The organism is Micromonospora sp. WMMC250, assembly GCF_027460215.1.
In the GTDB taxonomy this organism is placed as follows: domain Bacteria; phylum Actinomycetota; class Actinomycetes; order Mycobacteriales; family Micromonosporaceae; genus Micromonospora; species Micromonospora taraxaci.
The window spans coordinates 4,574,617-4,591,276 of sequence record NZ_JAPZBJ010000002.1 but is presented as its reverse complement, the minus strand read 5'-3'; the positions used below and the strand labels follow the sequence as shown (position 1 = coordinate 4,591,276).

General features: G+C 72.0%; 17 protein-coding genes. 13 read left to right on the top strand and 4 right to left on the bottom strand.

The annotated features are described in order from the left end of the window. Positions 1-262: 262 nt before the first annotated feature. Positions 263-859 (bottom strand): hypothetical protein, encoded by a 597-nt coding sequence (locus O3438_RS20575; RefSeq protein WP_269681472.1) that lies wholly within the window; start codon positions 857-859, stop codon positions 263-265. A 133-nt stretch (positions 860-992) separates the two neighbouring features. On the opposite strand from O3438_RS20575, the gene O3438_RS20570 reads away from it, so the two are divergent. From O3438_RS20570 to O3438_RS20535, 8 genes are all read left to right on the top strand, one after another. Then, the gene (locus O3438_RS20570; protein WP_269681471.1) at positions 993-1,973 is read left to right on the top strand and encodes a DUF6461 domain-containing protein; all 981 of its coding nucleotides are present in this window, start codon (positions 993-995) and stop codon (positions 1,971-1,973) included. Positions 1,974-2,286: 313 nt separating this feature from the next. Beyond that, positions 2,287-3,390, top strand: a complete 1,104-nt coding sequence (gene ssd, locus O3438_RS20565) for a septum site-determining protein Ssd (protein WP_269681470.1) — start codon at positions 2,287-2,289, stop codon at positions 3,388-3,390. After that, the gene (locus tag O3438_RS20560; protein WP_269681469.1) at positions 3,387-4,598 is read left to right on the top strand and encodes a TadA family conjugal transfer-associated ATPase; all 1,212 of its coding nucleotides are present in this window, start codon (positions 3,387-3,389) and stop codon (positions 4,596-4,598) included. The genes ssd and O3438_RS20560 overlap by 4 nt, the downstream gene beginning before the upstream one ends. Next, a complete protein-coding gene (locus O3438_RS20555) occupies positions 4,595-5,878 on the top strand; it encodes a type II secretion system F family protein (protein WP_269681468.1) in 1,284 nt (427 codons plus the stop codon). The genes O3438_RS20560 and O3438_RS20555 overlap by 4 nt, the downstream gene beginning before the upstream one ends. Beyond that, positions 5,875-6,552, top strand: coding sequence for a type II secretion system F family protein (locus O3438_RS20550; protein ID WP_269681467.1), 678 nt, complete (start codon positions 5,875-5,877; stop codon positions 6,550-6,552). Before O3438_RS20555 ends, O3438_RS20550 begins: the two co-directional genes overlap by 4 nt. 23 nt (positions 6,553-6,575) lie before the next feature. Continuing rightward, on the top strand, positions 6,576-6,743 hold the full coding sequence (locus tag O3438_RS20545) for a DUF4244 domain-containing protein (RefSeq protein ID WP_076470820.1): 168 nt from the start codon (positions 6,576-6,578) through the stop codon (positions 6,741-6,743). After that, complete coding sequence (locus O3438_RS20540) at positions 6,740-7,180, top strand: TadE family type IV pilus minor pilin (protein ID WP_442929630.1); 441 nt, start codon at positions 6,740-6,742, stop codon at positions 7,178-7,180. Before O3438_RS20545 ends, O3438_RS20540 begins: the two co-directional genes overlap by 4 nt. A gap of 98 nt (positions 7,181-7,278) precedes the next feature. Beyond that, a complete protein-coding gene (locus O3438_RS20535) occupies positions 7,279-7,584 on the top strand; it encodes an Rv3654c family TadE-like protein (RefSeq protein ID WP_269683701.1) in 306 nt (101 codons plus the stop codon). Between the two features lie 385 nt (positions 7,585-7,969). On the opposite strand, the gene O3438_RS20530 is transcribed toward O3438_RS20535, so the two are convergent. The 3 genes from O3438_RS20530 to O3438_RS20520 form a co-directional block, all read right to left on the bottom strand. After that, positions 7,970-8,548, bottom strand: a complete 579-nt coding sequence (locus O3438_RS20530; RefSeq protein ID WP_269681466.1) for a hypothetical protein — start codon at positions 8,546-8,548, stop codon at positions 7,970-7,972. Between the two features lie 141 nt (positions 8,549-8,689). Next, positions 8,690-8,899, bottom strand: a complete 210-nt coding sequence (locus O3438_RS20525; RefSeq protein ID WP_088986720.1) for a hypothetical protein — start codon at positions 8,897-8,899, stop codon at positions 8,690-8,692. Between the two features lie 98 nt (positions 8,900-8,997). Then, positions 8,998-11,508: a DEAD/DEAH box helicase gene (locus O3438_RS20520; RefSeq protein WP_269681465.1), complete on the bottom strand. Its 2,511-nt coding sequence runs from the start codon at positions 11,506-11,508 to the stop codon at positions 8,998-9,000. Positions 11,509-11,648: 140 nt separating this feature from the next. Here O3438_RS20520 and O3438_RS20515 point away from each other — a divergent pair, with 140 nt between their 5' ends. The 5 genes from O3438_RS20515 (at position 11,649) to O3438_RS20495 (ending at position 16,478) form a co-directional block, all read left to right on the top strand. Further along, positions 11,649-12,005: an STAS domain-containing protein gene (locus O3438_RS20515; RefSeq protein WP_088986718.1), complete on the top strand. Its 357-nt coding sequence runs from the start codon at positions 11,649-11,651 to the stop codon at positions 12,003-12,005. After that, positions 12,002-12,439: an ATP-binding protein gene (locus tag O3438_RS20510; RefSeq protein ID WP_030334228.1), complete on the top strand. Its 438-nt coding sequence runs from the start codon at positions 12,002-12,004 to the stop codon at positions 12,437-12,439. The genes O3438_RS20515 and O3438_RS20510 overlap by 4 nt, the downstream gene beginning before the upstream one ends. Before the next feature lie 317 nt (positions 12,440-12,756). Then, entirely contained in the window at positions 12,757-15,117 is a 2,361-nt protein-coding gene (locus O3438_RS20505) for a sodium-translocating pyrophosphatase (protein ID WP_269681464.1), read from the top strand. Positions 15,118-15,219: 102 nt separating this feature from the next. Then, positions 15,220-15,762, top strand: coding sequence for a hypothetical protein (locus O3438_RS20500; RefSeq protein WP_269681463.1), 543 nt, complete (start codon positions 15,220-15,222; stop codon positions 15,760-15,762). Further along, positions 15,753-16,478: a hypothetical protein gene (locus O3438_RS20495; RefSeq protein WP_269681462.1), complete on the top strand. Its 726-nt coding sequence runs from the start codon at positions 15,753-15,755 to the stop codon at positions 16,476-16,478. Before O3438_RS20500 ends, O3438_RS20495 begins: the two co-directional genes overlap by 10 nt. The last annotated feature ends 182 nt before the right edge of the window (positions 16,479-16,660 follow it).

The following is a 16,660-nucleotide window of genomic DNA, read 5'->3' as shown; positions in this document are numbered from 1 at the left end:
GGAGCGCCTGCCCGCGCCCGGTGCGTCAGCCCACCGCCTGAAGGGTCGGCAGCGGTGGAGGTTACTGAGCGCCGTGCTGTCCAGTCGGCGTTGCGAGCGACCGTAGGCGGGCGAGCGCACCGAGGTGGATCCGGAAGTGGAACTCCCATGACGGTGGTCCTTCAGGGTGATCCAGAATCGTCGTTGGTCATTGGGTGATGCGTCAGAGAATCTGTCGGCGTCGCAGTCGCAGCGGTGGTCTGCTCGCATAGGTCCGCCGTGTCTATGCGCTCCCGCAATTGGCCGGGGCGACGCGCTGCCAGTCGCTTCCCGCGAGGGTGACCGGGTAGCTGACCTCTCGGACGTGTTTGTCCTCGGTCTCGACCTCGAAGGCCATGGGCAGCGGCTCCTGGAAGAACGCGGCCGAGCACTCGAACAACAGCTCGACCACGAGCTCACCGGTGCCGCCAAGGGGTGACAGCCGGGGTTGTCCAGCGCTGGCTAACGCCATTCCCGGCCTTTCCGCGGCAACCTGTCTAACCGTGATCGGCGCGGGACCGGCGTTGATCACCACCAAATGCCCGGTCATTTTGACCTGGGGAGCGCCTCTGCCTCCTTCCAGGGTGGCTGTCTGGAAGGTCGGGCTTCCCAAACTGGCCGATTGAGGAAAGGCCACGAGTGCGACAATTGAGTTCCGCTCCCGCTGCTCGTGCGACGCTCGTCGTTGGACAGCGAAGCCGCCGATCAGAGCGCCGACGACGAAGACGGCGGCGAACCCCAGAACCACCTTCTGTCTGGTCACGGCGTGGTCTTGGGCAGTCGCACTCGACTCCGCCGGTTGGTGATCGCGCTCGTCCAGGTCGATCACCGCATGCTCCACGACATGAGCGTCAGCCTAGGGTCGCTGCGCGTCGGAGCGCGTCGGCCTGTCGTACAGCCGAACACGCCTGCCGGCAGCGGCCCGCCAGCTCCTGGGAGCCCACAGGGAATCACGACCGTCGTAGCGTGTTCGGATGGTGTCGGACATGGTGCGTTACTACGACGACTTCCTGGCCGATCGTGATTGGCTCGCCGAAGGGTTGAGCTGGGCTGTCGTGCAGCCGGCGAGTGCCGAGGCCACCGTCGACGGTGTCATCGAGCGCCTTCGGGCCAGGCGTGTGGAGTCGGGTGGCAGCCAGTCGGGCGAGCTCGCCGACCTGGCGCAGATCGGCCCGAACGTGGTGGTTCTCCAGGACAACGGCTGTGCGCTGAGCCGACCTGAGGTGTTGCGTTGGGCCAGCGACGGTCTGCGGGTGCACACGGTCGACTGGACCATCAACGGCAATGGCGGCCTCACCTACGCGGTGTACGGCAAGGTGCTCGCCTGGATGGACATCAACGATCCGGACCGGCGGTACGGGGATGACCCGGCGACGTTCGACTACGACCTGGCCGACGTGCGTGCCGTGCGGGGCACCGACCAGGTGACTGCCGCGGCGATGGCGTTCGTCGAGCGGCGGACCGGCGTGCGGCTGCCCGCCGAGTGGGTCGGCGAGGAGGGCGCCGATCCGCAGGCCGGACCGTGGGTGACGGTACGCCTCGGGTCAATCCCGCCCGATCCGAGGCCGCCCTCGAACTTCGGGCACGACGAGCCCGACCTCGACGCGCGGCTGCGGGCCGCGCCGGAGCGGGTACGGCGGGCTGCGCTGGCGCTTGCCGTGCGGGCGGTCACCACGCGGTTCAGGTTCAGCGACGACGACCTCGTGCGGCAGGTGGTGGACGCCGTCGAGCGGGGCGTGACCCTGGACGAGGAAGCCCGGTTGAGGGTGATCCACCGACTCACGGTGCAGGACGCCGACGTGCGCAGCGCTTCCTCGGCCGTCCACGCCCTGTACGCGGCGACGGGCAGCGGGTTGGCAGCGCTCGACGCGGTGAGTGCCGCCCGACACGCGGTTGGCGATGACTGGCCGACCGTCCGCCACGACCTGTACCGCCTGGTCCGCGAGGCTGGTTGACCCGCTCGACCACTGCTTTCCACTGCCGTGACGGCCGGGACGCTGGCGGTCGCGGTCGGTGCCGTGACGGTGCTTCAGCCGTTCGGTGAGGGCACACCGGATCTGCCGGGCCGCTCCTTTCTGGAGCGGCCCCGCTGTCTTTCCCGTAGCGGCACCAGCTGCGGAAATGCCCAGGCACCTAGCAGATCAACTGTCTCGGCGGGCGTTTTCCACAGCCCACCGGGTTGTCCACAGGCGACCGCACTGGGGCCGATCGTGGGGCGGATTCGGAGCAGGGTCGGGGCATACCAGAGCCCGACCGCTGGAGGCCGCGATGCCATCCCGTACCTCCGTCCCGCCGATCCGCCGGCTCCCGCTGGTCGTCACCGGCGACGACGATCTGCTCGATGACGTGCTCCGGCTCGCCGCCGCAGGCGGGACCGAGGTGGAACTCGCCCGCGACCTGGCGGCCGCGCGTACCCGATGGGTTCCCGCGCCGCTGGTGATACTCGGCATCGATCAGGCGCAGGCATGTCTGCGTGCCCGGTTGCCGCAGCGAGCCCGGCTGGTGCTGGTCGGTCGGGCCGGCCAGCTCGACCCCGGTTGGCAGATCGCCGAGCTGGTCGGGGCCGAGTACGTCGCCATGCTGCCCGCCGCCGAATCGTGGCTGGTGGACCGGTTCGCCGAGCAGGACGCGGGCGGTCCGGACAGCGTCGGGGCCCGGATCGTCGCGGTCTTCGGCGGTCGGGGCGGTGCCGGGGCGAGCGTCCTGGCCGGTGGCCTCGCCGTGACCGCCGCGCGGGCCCGGTTACGCACTCTGCTGGTCGACGCCGATCCCCTCGGTGGTGGCCTCGACCTGGTGTTGGGCTGGGAACAGTTGGAAGGGCTGCGGTGGCCGTCGCTCACCGGTGCGGACGGGCGGGTGGACGCCCCGGCGCTGGTGCAGGCCCTGCCCAGTCGAGGTGACCTGGTGGTGCTCTCCTGGGATCGCGGCGAGATGCTGACGCTGCCGGCGGCGGCGATGGCGGCGACAGTGGACGCCGCCCGACGCGGGCGGGACTTCGTCGTGGTCGACCTGCCCCGACAGTTGGACGACGCGGCAGTGGTGGCGTTGCAGTCGACCGACCAGGCGTTCGTCGTCGTCCCGGCCGAGCTGCGCGCCACCGCCGCGGCGGCGCGGGTCGTGGCCGCTGCCGCCCCGCACTGCGCGGCGCTCTCGGTGGTGGTGCGCGGGCCGGCCCCCGGTCGGCTACGCGCGGCCGAGGTCGCACGGGCTCTCGGTCTCCCACTGGCGGGCACGCTGCGTCCCGAGCCGGGGCTGTGTCGAGGGCTGGAGCGAGGTGAGGCACCCGCCGCCGCGGGCAAAGGACCTCTTGCCGCACTCTGCCAACGGATCGTCGCCGACCTCACCGGCGTGCCGTCGGCAGGTGCGGCATGAGCGGCAGGCCGGAGGACGGAACCCTCGCCGGTCGCGTACGGCAGCGCATCGCCGCCGCCACCACTCCCGTGACGCCGGCGGCGATCGTGTCCGCGGTACGGGCCGAGCCCAATGCCGCGGTGCTCGGCGACACGGCAGTGCTGCGGATCGCCGACCGGGTGCGCGACGACCTCGTGGGCGCCGGGCCGCTGGCTCCGCTGCTCGCCGACCCGGAGGTGACCGACGTCCTGGTCAACGGGACGCGGGTGTGGGTCGACCGTGGTTCGGGGCTGCAACAGGTCGCGGTGCCGGTGGGCTCGGTCGAGGACGTACGCCGGCTGGCGCAGCGGTTGATCGCCAGCGCCGGCCGGAGGCTGGACGACGGATCTCCGTACGCGGATGCCCGGCTTCCCGACGGCACCCGGCTGCACGCCGTGCTGCCGCCGGTGGCGACGGAAGGTCCGTACCTGTCCCTGCGGACCTTCCGGCACCGACCGTTCACCCTCGACGAGCTGGTACGTCAGGGGACGGTGCCGCGACCTGTGGCACCGCTGCTCGCCGCCGTCGTCTCGGCCCGACTGGCGTACCTGGTGACCGGTGGGACGGGGTCCGGTAAGACGACCCTGCTCAACACGCTGCTGGGCATGGTGCCGGCCACCGAGCGCATCGTGCTGGTGGAGGACGCCGCCGAGCTGCGGCCAGGTCATCCGCACGTGGTGGGGCTCCAGGCGCGTACCGCCAATGTGGAGGGATCGGGCGTCGTCGGCCTGGGCGACCTGGTCCGGCAGGCCCTGCGGATGCGGCCGGACCGCCTGGTAGTCGGGGAGTGTCGGGGTGGTGAGGTGGTCGACCTGCTGGGTGCCCTCAACACCGGCCACGACGGGGGCGCCGGCACGCTGCACGCCAACACCCCGTCCGATGTGCCGGCCCGGCTGGAGGCCTTGGGCATGCTGGGCGGCCTGCCCCGAGCCGCGCTGCATGCCCAGGTCGCCGCCGCCCTTCAGGTCCTGTTCCAGGTGCGAAGAGGCGACCGAGGGCGTGTCCTGGAGTCGGTCTGCCTGCTGCTGCCGGAGGGGCCTGAGCGCCTGGTGACAGTGGTGCCCGCCTGGGTGCGCGGCAGCGGCCTCGGCTTGGCCGCCCGCGCGCTCGGGGCGCTGCTGCGGGAGCGCGGGGTGGCGGTGCCGCCGATCCTCAGCGAGCCGTGGCCCGGATCGGCAGGCCCGGCATGACCGGCGGGGCGATGGCGGTGGCGGCGCTGCTCCTGGTCGCCGCCGCGCTGGTGGCGTGGCCGGTGCAGAGCGTCCGGGCTCGCCGACGTCGCGTGTTGGAGACGGGACGCGGGAAGACCGGGGCCGACCCGGACGAGGCACTGGTGGAGTGGATCCGGGAACTCGGCCGTACACCGGACGGGCCTGTCGACGGAGCCGGCGACTCGCCGACCGTGGGCCGTCCGGTCGGCATCGCCTACCAGCCACAGGCCGGCGTGAAATCGGCAGCCCTCGGCTGGTCGGCCCGGGACGCCACCGGGAGACCGAGCTGGCCCGGCGGGTTGGGCGGGCCGGCCGGAGCGGGTGGGTCCGGGAGGTCCGCGGGTCCGGCGGGCCCGACGCGTCCGCCGACCCGCCGGGACCCTCGGCGGCCAGCCGGCACCGCACGACCGGAGGACACGACCTCAGGCGCAAAAGGTGGGGGCGGCACGACGGTGGCAGCTGTCACGATCGACGCCCTAGACGTGGTCGACGTCGACCGCCCAGCGCCGTCCGTCGAGCGGCAAGACGTGGCAGCAGGCTCCCGGAGCGCCCCGTTCAGCTCGCCCGGGGCCAGGACGAGCGGCGATCTCGAGCCCGGTGACCAGCGAACGGCCGACACGACGAACGGCGGGCCGAGCGTCGTCGCGGGAGCGCGGACCACGCGGCCGACGGCACGTGTGTTGCCGTTGGCCGGCCTCCTGGGCGGTGGCGTCGGCGCCGTGGTCGGTGGCCCGGTGGCCGCGGTCGCGCTGGCCAGCTACGGCACGCTGGCAGTGCGTGCCGTGCTGCGCTGGCGAAAGAACCGAAGCATCGAACAGGTCCGACGACGCGGGCTGGACCACCTCTGCGGCCTCGCTGCGGACCTCCGGGCCGGCCTGCCAGTCCCACACGCGCTCGACGTCGCCGCCGACGGGCCGGACCGGCTGCGTCAGCTGACCTCAGCAGCGGTACGACTGGCGGACCGCACCGGTGCTCCGCTCGCGGAGCTCGTCGAGCGGATCGAGGCGGACGCTCGGGCGACCGACCGAGGTCTGGCCGCCGCAGCGGCACAGGCGGCCGGCGCCCGAGCCACGGCCTGGTTGCTGGCGGCGTTGCCGGTCGGAGGGATCGGACTCGGGTACGGCATCGGCGTCGACCCGGTGGCGGTGCTCCTGCACAGCAGGGTCGGTGGGGCCTGTGCGGTTCTCGCCGTCGCCCTGCAGGTTGTGGGCCTTCTCTGGGCAGAACGACTGAGCGCGACACCGGGGCGGACCGGATGAAGTCCCGAGGCCCGACGAGCCAGATCGGCGTAGCGAGTCGACGCAGCTCGGCGGGTAAGCGCAGCTCATCATCGAGGCTGCGGCCGGACACGATCCGGCTCGCGGCAGCTCTGGGTGGGCTTGCCGTGGCCGTCGTCGTCGGTGGCTGGTTCGGGTTGCTGGGCGCGGTCCCGACCGCGTTCCTGCTGGATCGTCTCCTGCGGCGGATCGAATCCCCCATTGCCCGCAAGCGGCGGCTCCAGGAGGCGGCCGACCTGCCGCTCGCCGCTGATCTTCTCGCTGCGGCGATGCGCGCCGGTGCCCCGGTGGACCGCTCGATTCTGGCCGTAGCCGAGACGCTGGACGGGCCGCTCGCCGGTCGCCTGTCCCGCGTCGGCCGCACGCTCCTGCTCGGCGGTGGCCCGGCGGAGGCGTGGTCGGCGTTGGACGGGATTCCCGGTGCGGACCGTTTGACGGCAGCGGCGTTGCGTTCGGCCAACAGCGGTGCCGCCCTGGCCGGGGCGATGACCCGGCTCGCCGACGACCTGCGTGCTGACCGGGCCACCGCCGCCGAGGCGTCCGCACGGCGGGCAGGGGTGCTCATCGTCCTGCCGCTGGGGCTCTGCTTCCTGCCGGCGTTCATTCTCGCCGGCCTGGTGCCGGTGATCGTCGCCGTCCTCGGCGACGTGCTCTGACCCCAACGAGAAAGGAAACAGTCATGCGCAAACTGCTCGCCCGCCTGCGCGGGGACGCCGGAATGAACACGGCCGAGTACGCGGTCGGCACGCTCGCGGCGGTCGCCTTCGCCGGCATCCTGTTGAAGGTGCTGACCTCCGGCAACGTCCAGTCGGCGCTGACCGCAGTCATCGACCGGGCACTGAAGTGAGCAGGCGTCGGCGGGCCGGTCGCGGTTCACGGTCTGGCCCCTCGGGACGGGCCGGTCGCGGCGGGTGGGCAACCGTCCAATCGGCCGCTCGTGGGGACCGGGGGTCGTTCACCGCCGAACTGGCGGCCGGCCTGCCGGCGCTTCTCCTGCTCCTGCTTGCTGGCCTGACCTCGGTCAACGCTGTCAGCGCGCAGGCAAGTTGCCTCCACGCGGCCCGGGAAGCTGCGCTGGCCGCCGCCCGCGGTGAGGACGGCAGCCTGGCGGCGGGGCACGCGGCACCGCCAGGGGCGGAGGTGTCGGTGTCCGTCGACGGCGGCCGGGTACGGGCGACGGTACGCGCGCCCGTTCGCACACTGGGCGGTCGGCTACCACGGATCACCGTCGTCGCGACCGCTGTCGCCGCCGTGGAACCAGGCGTCGCCGGTGGGCAGCCGTGACGTGCCTGTCGATTTGTCTCGGGTGTGGACCCGTCGAGCGGATCGACCAGGGCGGCCCGGGCAGGCAGCGCGGCGGTGCCACTGTCCTGCTGCTGGCCATGGGGTTGGTCCTCGTGCTGTTCGGGACGTTCGGCGCTGCCATCGCCGCCGCCGGGATGGCCGATCAGCGGGCCATGGTGGCATCCGATCTCGGCGCGCTGGCCGGAGCCGCCCAGGCTCTCGACGGGGACGTGACGGCCTGCGCGTCCGCTGCCGACATCGTCGCCCGCAATGCTGCCCGGATGGTCGGCTGTCACCTCGACGGGCTGGACGTGCTGGTGACCGTCGAGGTGGCGTTCACTCCACTTCCCGGACTGACCCGGGTCGCCACATCGACGGCCCGCGCCGGCCCGGTGCGCGCCTGAACGAGCAGGCAGTGCTGCTGCGCAAGCCGCTGGGCAGCTCCGCCCGCACTCGGGTGCCGATCAGCTTGGGCACCGCTCTGGAGCTGAACCGGATACGACATCAGGCGCGATGCGTTGACGACATCAGCTCCAAAGGGTTGTGCTGACCCGCCCGGCCCCGACAGGTGGCCGAGCCGGAGCAGCACTGCGACAACTGCCGCCTGAGCCGATGTCGGCGCCGGGTGCCGGTTGAGAGCCTGCCAGCGGCGGGCGGCGGGCGGCGGGCTGGCGGGCGCGCGGGGCACCGAGGCGTTCGGGCGCGTGCCGTCGCGCGGGCCCGCTGGCCGGGGATCAGGGCCCCAAGGCCGTGATCCCCGGCCAGCAGCCCGAGAAACATGCGGGTCGGTCAGCGGGCCTGGAGTGCGTCGAGGGCGACGGCCATCGCGATGACCAGACGGCGATCGATCTGGGGGTTCTGCACCTCGACGACGTACTTGTCGCGCAGGCCCCACTTCTTGACCACGGTGAAGACCGGCTGGCCGCCGGTGGTGAAGTCGAAGTGGTACGGCAGCCAGGACAACGAGTCGACGAAGCGGCGCAGCAGTGCCACCGGCATGCTGCGCTCCTGGCCGGTCACCTGCGGAAGGCCGGCCTGTTCGACGTGCCAGGTGGAACGGAGCAGCGACTGGGCGAAGTCCTTGCGGAACAGCCCGATCGCGTTGCCGGCGGCGTCGGTGACGTCGTACGTGGCACCGAGGTCGAGGCGCTGGCGGGCCTTGAAGCCGAGCAGGGGCTGCTGCTTGGAGTCGTCCGTGTAGATCGTCACCTGCTCCTTGAAGGCGAGGCGCTTCTGCTGCGCGAACGCCAGCAGCTCACCCTCGGTGCCGTCCGCGGCGACGGCCCGGACCTCGTACTGGTTGACCATCATGCGCAGTCGTTGGCGAACGTGGAACTGGTGCTGACTCTGCAAGTTGTCGAGCTGCATCTGATCTCCTCAGGGGGACTGTGCGCCGGAGTCTCGCACAGCTCGACAACCGTCGCGTTCCCCGCCATCGACGACCACCGGTTGCGGAGCGGTCGAAGCGCCACCCGACACCCGCTGCCCGTGCCGAGGAGTGGGGGCGGATCAGCGAACGTCAGGTGTGGCTGCGGCGCGCATCGCCCAGGTGTTGAGCACCTGATGGATCACCCGCAACCGCTCGTTGATCAGCTCCAGTCGTTCCGCCTGGGCCAGGGCGGCCAGCGCCGACCCGAGCGCGATCTGCTGGTCGAGGGTGAGGTGGTCCTGGTCGATGGTGTAGAGCAGGTCGACGGTTTCGGCGATCGTGTCGGCCACGGCTTCTCCTCGGGCACGGGGGCAAATCAACAGCATGGACATCGATGGAAGCGCTCCCATGCCATTGTGCCCAGTGCCGGGGCAATTCATGCAACCGGCTACTCGGGCAGGTTCGCCAACACCACGTCGAGCACCCGGATCGCGTCCGGTTTGGAGAGCGGATTGTTGCCGTTTCCGCACTTCGGTGACTGTACGCAGGACGGGCAGCCGGTCTCGCAGCCGCACTCCGCGATCGCGTCCCGGGTGGCCCGCAGCCACGCCGACGCCGTCCCGTACGCCCGCTCGGCGAACCCGGCGCCACCCGGGTGCCCGTCGTACACGAAGACGGTCGGTGCCTCGGTGTCCGCGTGCACGGCGGTGGATAGCCCGCCGATGTCCCACCGGTCGCAGGTGGCCATCAGCGGTAGCAGGCCGATCGCGGCGTGTTCGGCGGCGTGCAGCGCACCCGGCACGTCGGCCGACTGGACTCCGGCGAGAGCCAACGACTGCGGTGACAGGGTGAACCAGACCGCCACCGTGCGCAGCTCCCGGGCGGGCAGGTCGAGCGGCCGGGTGTCGATCACCTCGCCGGTGGCGATGCGCCGCCGCTGGTACGACACGACCTGACTGGTCACGTCGACCTCGCCGAGGAACATGCCGACCGGGCCGGCGTCCACGTACGAGCGCACGGACACCACTGACAGGTCGGTGACGTCGCGGGCGTGGGTGGACCAGTCCGGCTCCTCGACGTGCACCAACGCGCAGCCGTCGGCCAGGTCCAGCTCGTCCACCACGTACGAGACGCCCTGGTGGAGGTAGACCGCGCCGGGGTGGAGCAGGAAGTGCGAGGAACCGCCGTCGACGGTGCCCAGCAGTCGGCCGGTGGCCGACTCGACCACGCAGACCGGTGCGCCGCCCTCGCCGCGCAGGTCCACCTCGGGGCGTTCCCGGTGCCGCCAGTACCAGCCGGTGGGCCGCTGCCGCAGCGCGCCGGCCGCCACCAGTTCGTCGACTGCCTCCTTCGCCCCGTCGCCGAAGAGCACCAGGTCGGCTGGGGTGAGCGGGGCCTCGGCAGCGGCGCAGGCGAGTTGCGGTGCCAGCACGTACCGGTTGGCCGGGTCGAGGACCGTCGCCTCCACCGGCGCCCCGAAGATCGCCTCCGGGTGGTGCACCAGGTAGGTGTCCAGCGGGTCGTCCCGGGCCACCAGGACCGCGAGGGCCTCCTGCCCGGAACGCCCGGCGCGGCCCGCCTGCTGCCACAGCGACGCCCGGGTGCCCGGGTAGCCGCAGATCAGCACCGCGTCCAACCCGACCAGGTCCACGCCCAGCTCCAGTGCGTTGGTGGAGGCCAGACCGAGCAGGTCGCCGTGCAGCAGCGCCCGTTCCAGCTCACGCCGCTCCTCGCGCAGGTAGCCACCCCGGTAGGCGGCCACCCGGTCGCCGAGCCCCGGGACGGCGTCGTCCAGCGACCGCCGCGCGTTGGCGGCCACGACTTCGGCGCCCTTGCGGGAGCGGACGAACGCGAGTGTGCGTACCCCCTCGGCGACCGTGTCGGCGAGCAGGTCAGCGGTCTCGCGCAGCGCCGACCGGCGGACCTGCCGAAGGTCATCGTGGTCGCCGGTCGCCTGGCCGGGGGCCGGAGCAGAGGAGTGGTCGCCGGACGCCTGGCCGGGGGCCGGAGCAGAGGAGCGGTCGCCGGTCGCCTGGCCGGGCACCGACGAAGAGTCGGGGGGAGTGGCGCCGGAGTCGGGCGGCAGCAGCGGCGGCTCCCAGAGCGCGAAGGTCACCCCGCCGCGCGGCGACGCGTCCTCGGTGACAGCTGTCACCGGCAGCCCGGTCAGCCGTCCGGCTGCGGTGGCCGGGTCACCGGAGGTCGCGGAGGCGAGGACGAAGACCGGGGTGGCCCCGAACCGGGCGCACTGCCGGCGGAGCCGGCGCAGCACGTGCGCCACGTGCGAGCCGAACACCCCACGGTAGGTGTGGCACTCGTCGATCACCACGTACGCGAGTCGGCGCAGGAAACCGGACCACTGGGCATGCCCCGGCAGGATGCCGTGGTGCAGCATGTCCGGGTTGGTCAGCACGAACCGGGAGTGCCGGCGGATCCACTCCCGCTCGGCGCGCGGGGTGTCCCCGTCGTAGCAGGCGGGGCGTACCCCCTCCAGTTCCAGTGCGGCGACGGCCCGCAGCTGGTCGGCGGCGAGGGCCTTGGTCGGTGCCAGGTAGAGCACCGTGGCCCGGGGGTCGGCGAGCAGCGTGGCGAGGGCCGGGAGCTGGTACGCCAGCGACTTACCGGACGCGGTGCCGGTGGCGACCACCACATGGTCGCCCTCGTACGCCAGGGTGGCCGCCTGGACCTGGTGCTGCCACGGCGCGACCACGCCACGCCGGGTGAACGCGGCTTGCAGCTCCGCCGGTGCCCAGGACGGCCACGGGGCGGGCACCCCGGCGCGTGCCGGCACCCGCTCCACGTGGGTGACCGGGTCTCCGGCGCCTCGGGCGCGTAGCCGGCGCAGCAGGTCGGCCGGCGCTGGCCCCGGGCCGTGACCAGCGGATACGGTGGCCGGCGACAACGACTCCGGGTCGTGGCGCGGCGTGGGACGCGCAGCGCTGAAGTCGTTGGTGGTCACGCCCTGCACTCTCGCACTGGTGTTCGGAGATGAAAAGTCGGACACCGGGGTAAGGGGAAGCCTCCGCTGGCGTTCGCAGGCCGTGCCGGCGGTAGTGGTTAGATGCCCACGAGAGTTTACGGCTCTGGCGAGGAGGACCGATGGAGCTGTCGCTGGCGACGCGCACCGTGGGTGAGCACACGGTGCTCGAGGTCGGTGGTGAGGTGGACGTCTACACCGCGCCCCGACTCCGCGAACGACTCCTCGAGTTGATCGACGGTGGTGCCCGTCACGTTGTTGTCGACCTCGGTCGGGTGGACTTCCTCGACTCCACCGGGCTGGGCGTGCTGGTCGGCGCGCTCAAGCGGCTCCGGTCGGCCGGCGGTTCGTTCGCCCTGGTCTGCGACAAGGAGCCGTTGCTCAAGATCTTCCGGATCACCGCACTGGACCAGGTGTTCCCGCTGCACCCGACGGTCGACGCCGCGATCAGCGCCGACCCGGCGGGCGCCGGCGCGTGATGGCGACAGTCAAGCTCTCGTTCTCGCCCGCCCCGGTGCACGTGCGGACAGCCCGGTTGGTCGGCGTCGCCGTCGCCCGGCGGGCCGGGGTCCGGGAGGACCTGCTGGACGAGGTGCGCCTGGCCATCGGTGAGGCGTGCACCCGGGCGGTGGCCCTGCACCGACAGTACGGTCTCGCCGACCCGGTGCTGGTGGAGATGTCCGACGGTGGCTCGTACGCGGTGCGGGTGGTGGATCGGGCGCCGATCGAGGCGGGCATCGGCCTGACCGCGTTGCCGCCGGACGAGCTGGCCAACGAGTCGCTCACCGACGAGGCGCTGACCACCGGCGTCGGCTTCGCGCTGCTCGCCGGGTTCGTCGAGGACCTTCAGGTGCGCCCGGTCGACGAGGGCATCGGCACCGAGGTGCGGATGGTGTGGCCGGTCGGCCGCTGACCCCGTTTCGTTTCCAGGCCGCATCCCTTGCCGGGGGTGCGGCCTTCCTGTATGGATCGGGCCCTATATCAGATTTCGTTTCATAACACAGCGACGAAGATCATCGCGACACGGTGGGACCTGCGTGTGACCTCCGACACTGCGGAGGGCTACAGTACCCGGGTTGTCAGCAAGTGATCCATCCCGCAGCCAGCGGGTATGGGTGTTCATCGCTGGTCCGCTGGGGTGGGTTGGCGCGCGCTTGCGAGTCCGCATCCAGGCGTCGGTCAGTGCGTCTCCACTCACCGGCGCGAGTGTTCGGTAACAGGAGGACACAGATGTCCGAGACCTTGGCCGCCGACGGCGGCGGGCTTTCCCTTACCGGAAGCAATGTCACCTACGTCGTCATCGCCGCGGCAATCGCGCTGGTGGCGCTCGCCTTCGCGGCCGCCCTCACAAAGACGGTGCTGGCTGCCGGTAAGGGCACCGCCACCATGCAGGAGATCTCGGGGGCGGTCCAGGAGGGCGCCTCGGCCTACCTGCTTCGCCAGTTCCGTACCCTGGCGATCTTCGTGGTCGTCGCGGTGGTGCTGCTCTTCCTGCTGCCGGTGCACGACACCGACGGCAGTGAGTTGGCAGTGAAGATCGGCCGGTCGGCGTTCTTCGTGGTCGGCGCGCTGTTCAGCGCGTTCATCGGCGGTGCCGGCATGTGGTTGGCCACCCGCGCCAACCTGCGGGTCGCCGCCGCCGCGAGGGAGCGCGAAGGTGGCCGCGAGGCCGCCATGAAGATCGCGTTCCGGACCGGTGGTGTCGTCGGCTTCCTCACCGTCGGCCTCGGCCTCTTCGGCGCCGCGCTCGTCGTCCTCGTCTACCGGGGTGACGCGCCGACGGTGCTGGAGGGCTTCGGCTTCGGCGCCGCGCTGCTCGCGATGTTCATGCGGGTCGGCGGCGGCATCTTCACCAAGGCCGCCGACGTCGGCGCCGACCTGGTCGGCAAGGTCGAGCAGGGCATCCCCGAGGACGACCCGCGCAACGCCGCCACCATCGCCGACAACGTCGGCGACAACGTCGGCGACTGTGCCGGCATGGCCGCCGACCTGTTCGAGTCGTACGCGGTGACGCTGGTCGCCGCGCTGATCCTCGGTCGGGCCGCGTTCGGCGAGGAGGGCCTGGTCTTCCCGCTGATCATCTCCACCATCGGCGTGCTGATCGCGATCGTCGGCGTCTTCATCACCCGGCTGCGGGCGTCCGACCGCAATGGTCTGACCGCGATCAACCGGGCGTTCTACCTTTCCGCGCTGCTCTCCGCGGTGCTGGTGGCGGTCGCCGCCTACGCGTACCTCCCGGCGACCTTCGGGGAGTTCGACAGTGGACTGACCGACGCGCCCGGCAACCCGCGACTGGTGGCCATCGGCGCGGTCGTGATCGGTATCGTGCTGGCCGCCGCGATCCAGGCGCTGACCGGCTACTTCACCGAGACCAACAAGCGACCGGTGCAGGACATCGGCAAGAGCTCGCAGACCGGTGCCGCCACCGTCATCCTGGCCGGCATCAGCGTCGGTCTGGAGTCGGCGGTCTACTCGGCGGTGCTGATCGGCGCCGGCGTCTTCGGCGCGTTCCTGCTCGGCGGCAGCTCCATCACGCTGTCGCTGTTCGCGGTGGCGCTGGCGGGCACCGGCCTGCTCACCACCGTCGGCGTGATCGTGGCGATGGACACCTTCGGGCCGATCTCCGACAACGCCCAGGGCGTCGCCGAGATGTCCGGCGACATCGACGAGCACGGCGCGCGGGTCCTCACCGAGCTGGACGCGGTGGGCAACACCACCAAGGCGATCACCAAGGGCATCGCGATCGCCACGGCGGTGCTCGCCGCGACCGCGCTGTTCGGCTCGTACACCGACACGCTCAGCAGCGCGTACGCCAGCGCGGGTGTGCAGGATGTCGGCAACGAGATCCTCAACTCGCTGAACGTGGCGAACCCGCGCAACCTGGTCGGCCTGATCATCGGTGCGGCGGTGGTCTTCCTCTTCTCCGGTCTGGCCATCAACGCGGTGTCCCGCTCGGCCGGTGCCGTGGTGATGGAGGTCCGCCGGCAGTTCCGTGAGCTGCCCGGCATCATGGACCGCACCCAGCGCCCGGAGTACGGCAAGGTCGTCGACATCTGCACCCGGGACGCGCAGCGCGAGCTGATGACCCCCGGTCTGCTCGCCATCCTGGCGCCGATCGCTGTCGGCTTCGGCCTCGGGCCGGGCGCGCTCGCCGCGTACCTGGCCGGTGCGATCGGTGCCGGCACCCTGATGGCGGTGTTCCTGTCCAACTCCGGTGGGGCCTGGGACAACGCCAAGAAGTTGGTCGAGGACGGCGCGTACGGCGGCAAGGGCTCCGAGTCGCACGCCGCCACTGTCATCGGCGACACCGTCGGTGACCCGTTCAAGGACACCGCAGGCCCGGCGATCAACCCGCTGATCAAGGTGATGAACCTGGTCTCGCTGCTGATCGCACCCGCCGTGGTGGCCTGGAGCGTCGGCGACGACCGCAACGTCGGCCTGCGGATCGGCATCGCCCTGGTGGCGACGCTGATCATCGTGGCGTCGGTGGTGTTCAGCAAGCGCAAGGGCATCGCGATGTCCGACTCCGACGCCGACGGCAACACCGGCGCGGGCAGCACCGACCACCGGCCGGAGACGGTCAACGCCTGACCTGGCACGGGCGAGGGGTCCCCGGTCGGCGTACGCGTCGACCGGGGACCCCGGCCGTCCGGCCCGGTGCCACACCTCGCCGAAGGCCGTACGCTGCAACGCATGCGTACGTGCCGGGCGTCTGCCGCCGGAAGGTTCACGGTGGTCCTGGCCACGGTCGTCGTCGTACTCGCCGGTTGCGGCGGCGGGCCCAGTCCACGTGCGTGGGCGGCATCGGTCTGTGGCGCGCTCACTCCGTGGCGGTCCGAGATCAGCAAGTTGACCAGCAGCACCGACGAGCAGATGACCGCGCAGACCACCCCGGCGCAGGCCAAGGAGAACCTGGTGCGGCTCTTCGGTGGTGCGGAGCAGGCCAGCGAGGCCGCCCGCCGCAAGGTGGAGCAGGCGGGCATCCCGGAGACCGACAACGGCGAGGCGATCTCGGCGGGGTTCCGTAGCTCGCTGGGGAAGATGCGGGACGCGTACGGTCGCGCCCGGGACACCATCGACGGGCTGGGCACCGGTGAGCCGACAGTCTTCTACGACGGCGTGCGGGCCGCGGTGGAGACCCTCAACAAGGAGTACGACGGCAGCGCGCTGGACACCAGCAAGCTCAACTCCGAGGAGTTGAAACAGGCCTTCGACGAGGTGCCGGAGTGTCGCTGAGCGGGTTCGGTGACACTCCGAAGGCGGAACCGCCCCCGGCGCTGTTCCCCGCGCCCGAGGCGGACGCGCCCACACCCGCGCGACGACGCGGCGGCCCGGCCCGCAACGGTCCTTCCGCTCCGGGTGACGACGCCGGCCGGCAACTTGTCTTCTTCGGCGCCGAGGCGGCCGAACCCGTGGTCGCCGACCTGGCCGGGTTGCTCGCCGGGCCGGGCGAGGTGGTCCGGATGGGTGGTACCGCCCGTCTCTCGGTGCAGGTGGACGCCGCCTGGCGGGTGCACGTTCTCGTCGCCGAACTGGCGGCACGGGGGTTGGCGGCGAGCTGGGAGCCGGCCGAGGGCGAGCGACACGCCGTCCGTACGTCGTACACCCGGGTCCTGAAGCCGCTCGCTGTCGCCTGGCTGCACGGTGCGACGAAGCGCCCGCCGGCCACCTTCCACCTGACGGGGCGGAGGTTGCGGCTGTGGCTCGCCGCCGCCGGTACGCCGGAGCCTCCGGACGGCTTCCTGTTGCGGCTGGGCGCCGACGAGCAGGAGTGTTGGGAGCCGATCGGCGTCGCGCTCGCGGCGGCGGGGCTGGCGGGGGAGCTGCTCGGCCCGGGGGAGGACGGGCCGGCGTACCGGATCACCGGCCGCCGCCGGATGGCCCGGCTGGCCGAGCTGGTCGGCGCGCCACCGCCCGCAGCACCCCCCACCGCCTGGCCCTCAGACCTCTGAACGCGTCGATCATCGGCCAAAAAGCCCACCACAAGTCCATGATCGACCAGGGGTCCGGGGCGGCGGCCGGGTGTCTGGTGTTGGACATTGGGCCGGGGAATCCGGGCGGTAACGGGCGGGTTGGACCTTGGTCGTGGGCCCGGGATCGTCACGGTGACCCTCTCGGAGCCCTACCCACGGTG

Excerpts from the sequence above, each read along its gene's own strand:
- O3438_RS20570 (WP_269681471.1), top strand. The coding sequence starts at position 993 with ATGGTGTCGGACATGGTGCGTTACTACGACGACTTCCTGGCCGATCGT.
- ssd (WP_269681470.1), top strand. The coding sequence starts at position 2,287 with ATGCCATCCCGTACCTCCGTCCCGCCGATCCGCCGGCTCCCGCTGGTC.
- O3438_RS20560 (WP_269681469.1), top strand. The coding sequence starts at position 3,387 with ATGAGCGGCAGGCCGGAGGACGGAACCCTCGCCGGTCGCGTACGGCAG.
- O3438_RS20555 (WP_269681468.1), top strand. The coding sequence starts at position 4,595 with ATGACCGGCGGGGCGATGGCGGTGGCGGCGCTGCTCCTGGTCGCCGCC.
- O3438_RS20550 (WP_269681467.1), top strand. The coding sequence starts at position 5,875 with ATGAAGTCCCGAGGCCCGACGAGCCAGATCGGCGTAGCGAGTCGACGC.
- O3438_RS20545 (WP_076470820.1), top strand. The coding sequence starts at position 6,576 with ATGCGCAAACTGCTCGCCCGCCTGCGCGGGGACGCCGGAATGAACACG.
- O3438_RS20535 (WP_269683701.1), top strand. The coding sequence starts at position 7,279 with ATGGGGTTGGTCCTCGTGCTGTTCGGGACGTTCGGCGCTGCCATCGCC.
- O3438_RS20530 (WP_269681466.1), bottom strand. The coding sequence starts at position 8,548 with ATGCAGCTCGACAACTTGCAGAGTCAGCACCAGTTCCACGTTCGCCAA.
- O3438_RS20515 (WP_088986718.1), top strand. The coding sequence starts at position 11,649 with ATGGAGCTGTCGCTGGCGACGCGCACCGTGGGTGAGCACACGGTGCTC.
- O3438_RS20505 (WP_269681464.1), top strand. The coding sequence starts at position 12,757 with ATGTCCGAGACCTTGGCCGCCGACGGCGGCGGGCTTTCCCTTACCGGA.
- O3438_RS20500 (WP_269681463.1), top strand. The coding sequence starts at position 15,220 with ATGCGTACGTGCCGGGCGTCTGCCGCCGGAAGGTTCACGGTGGTCCTG.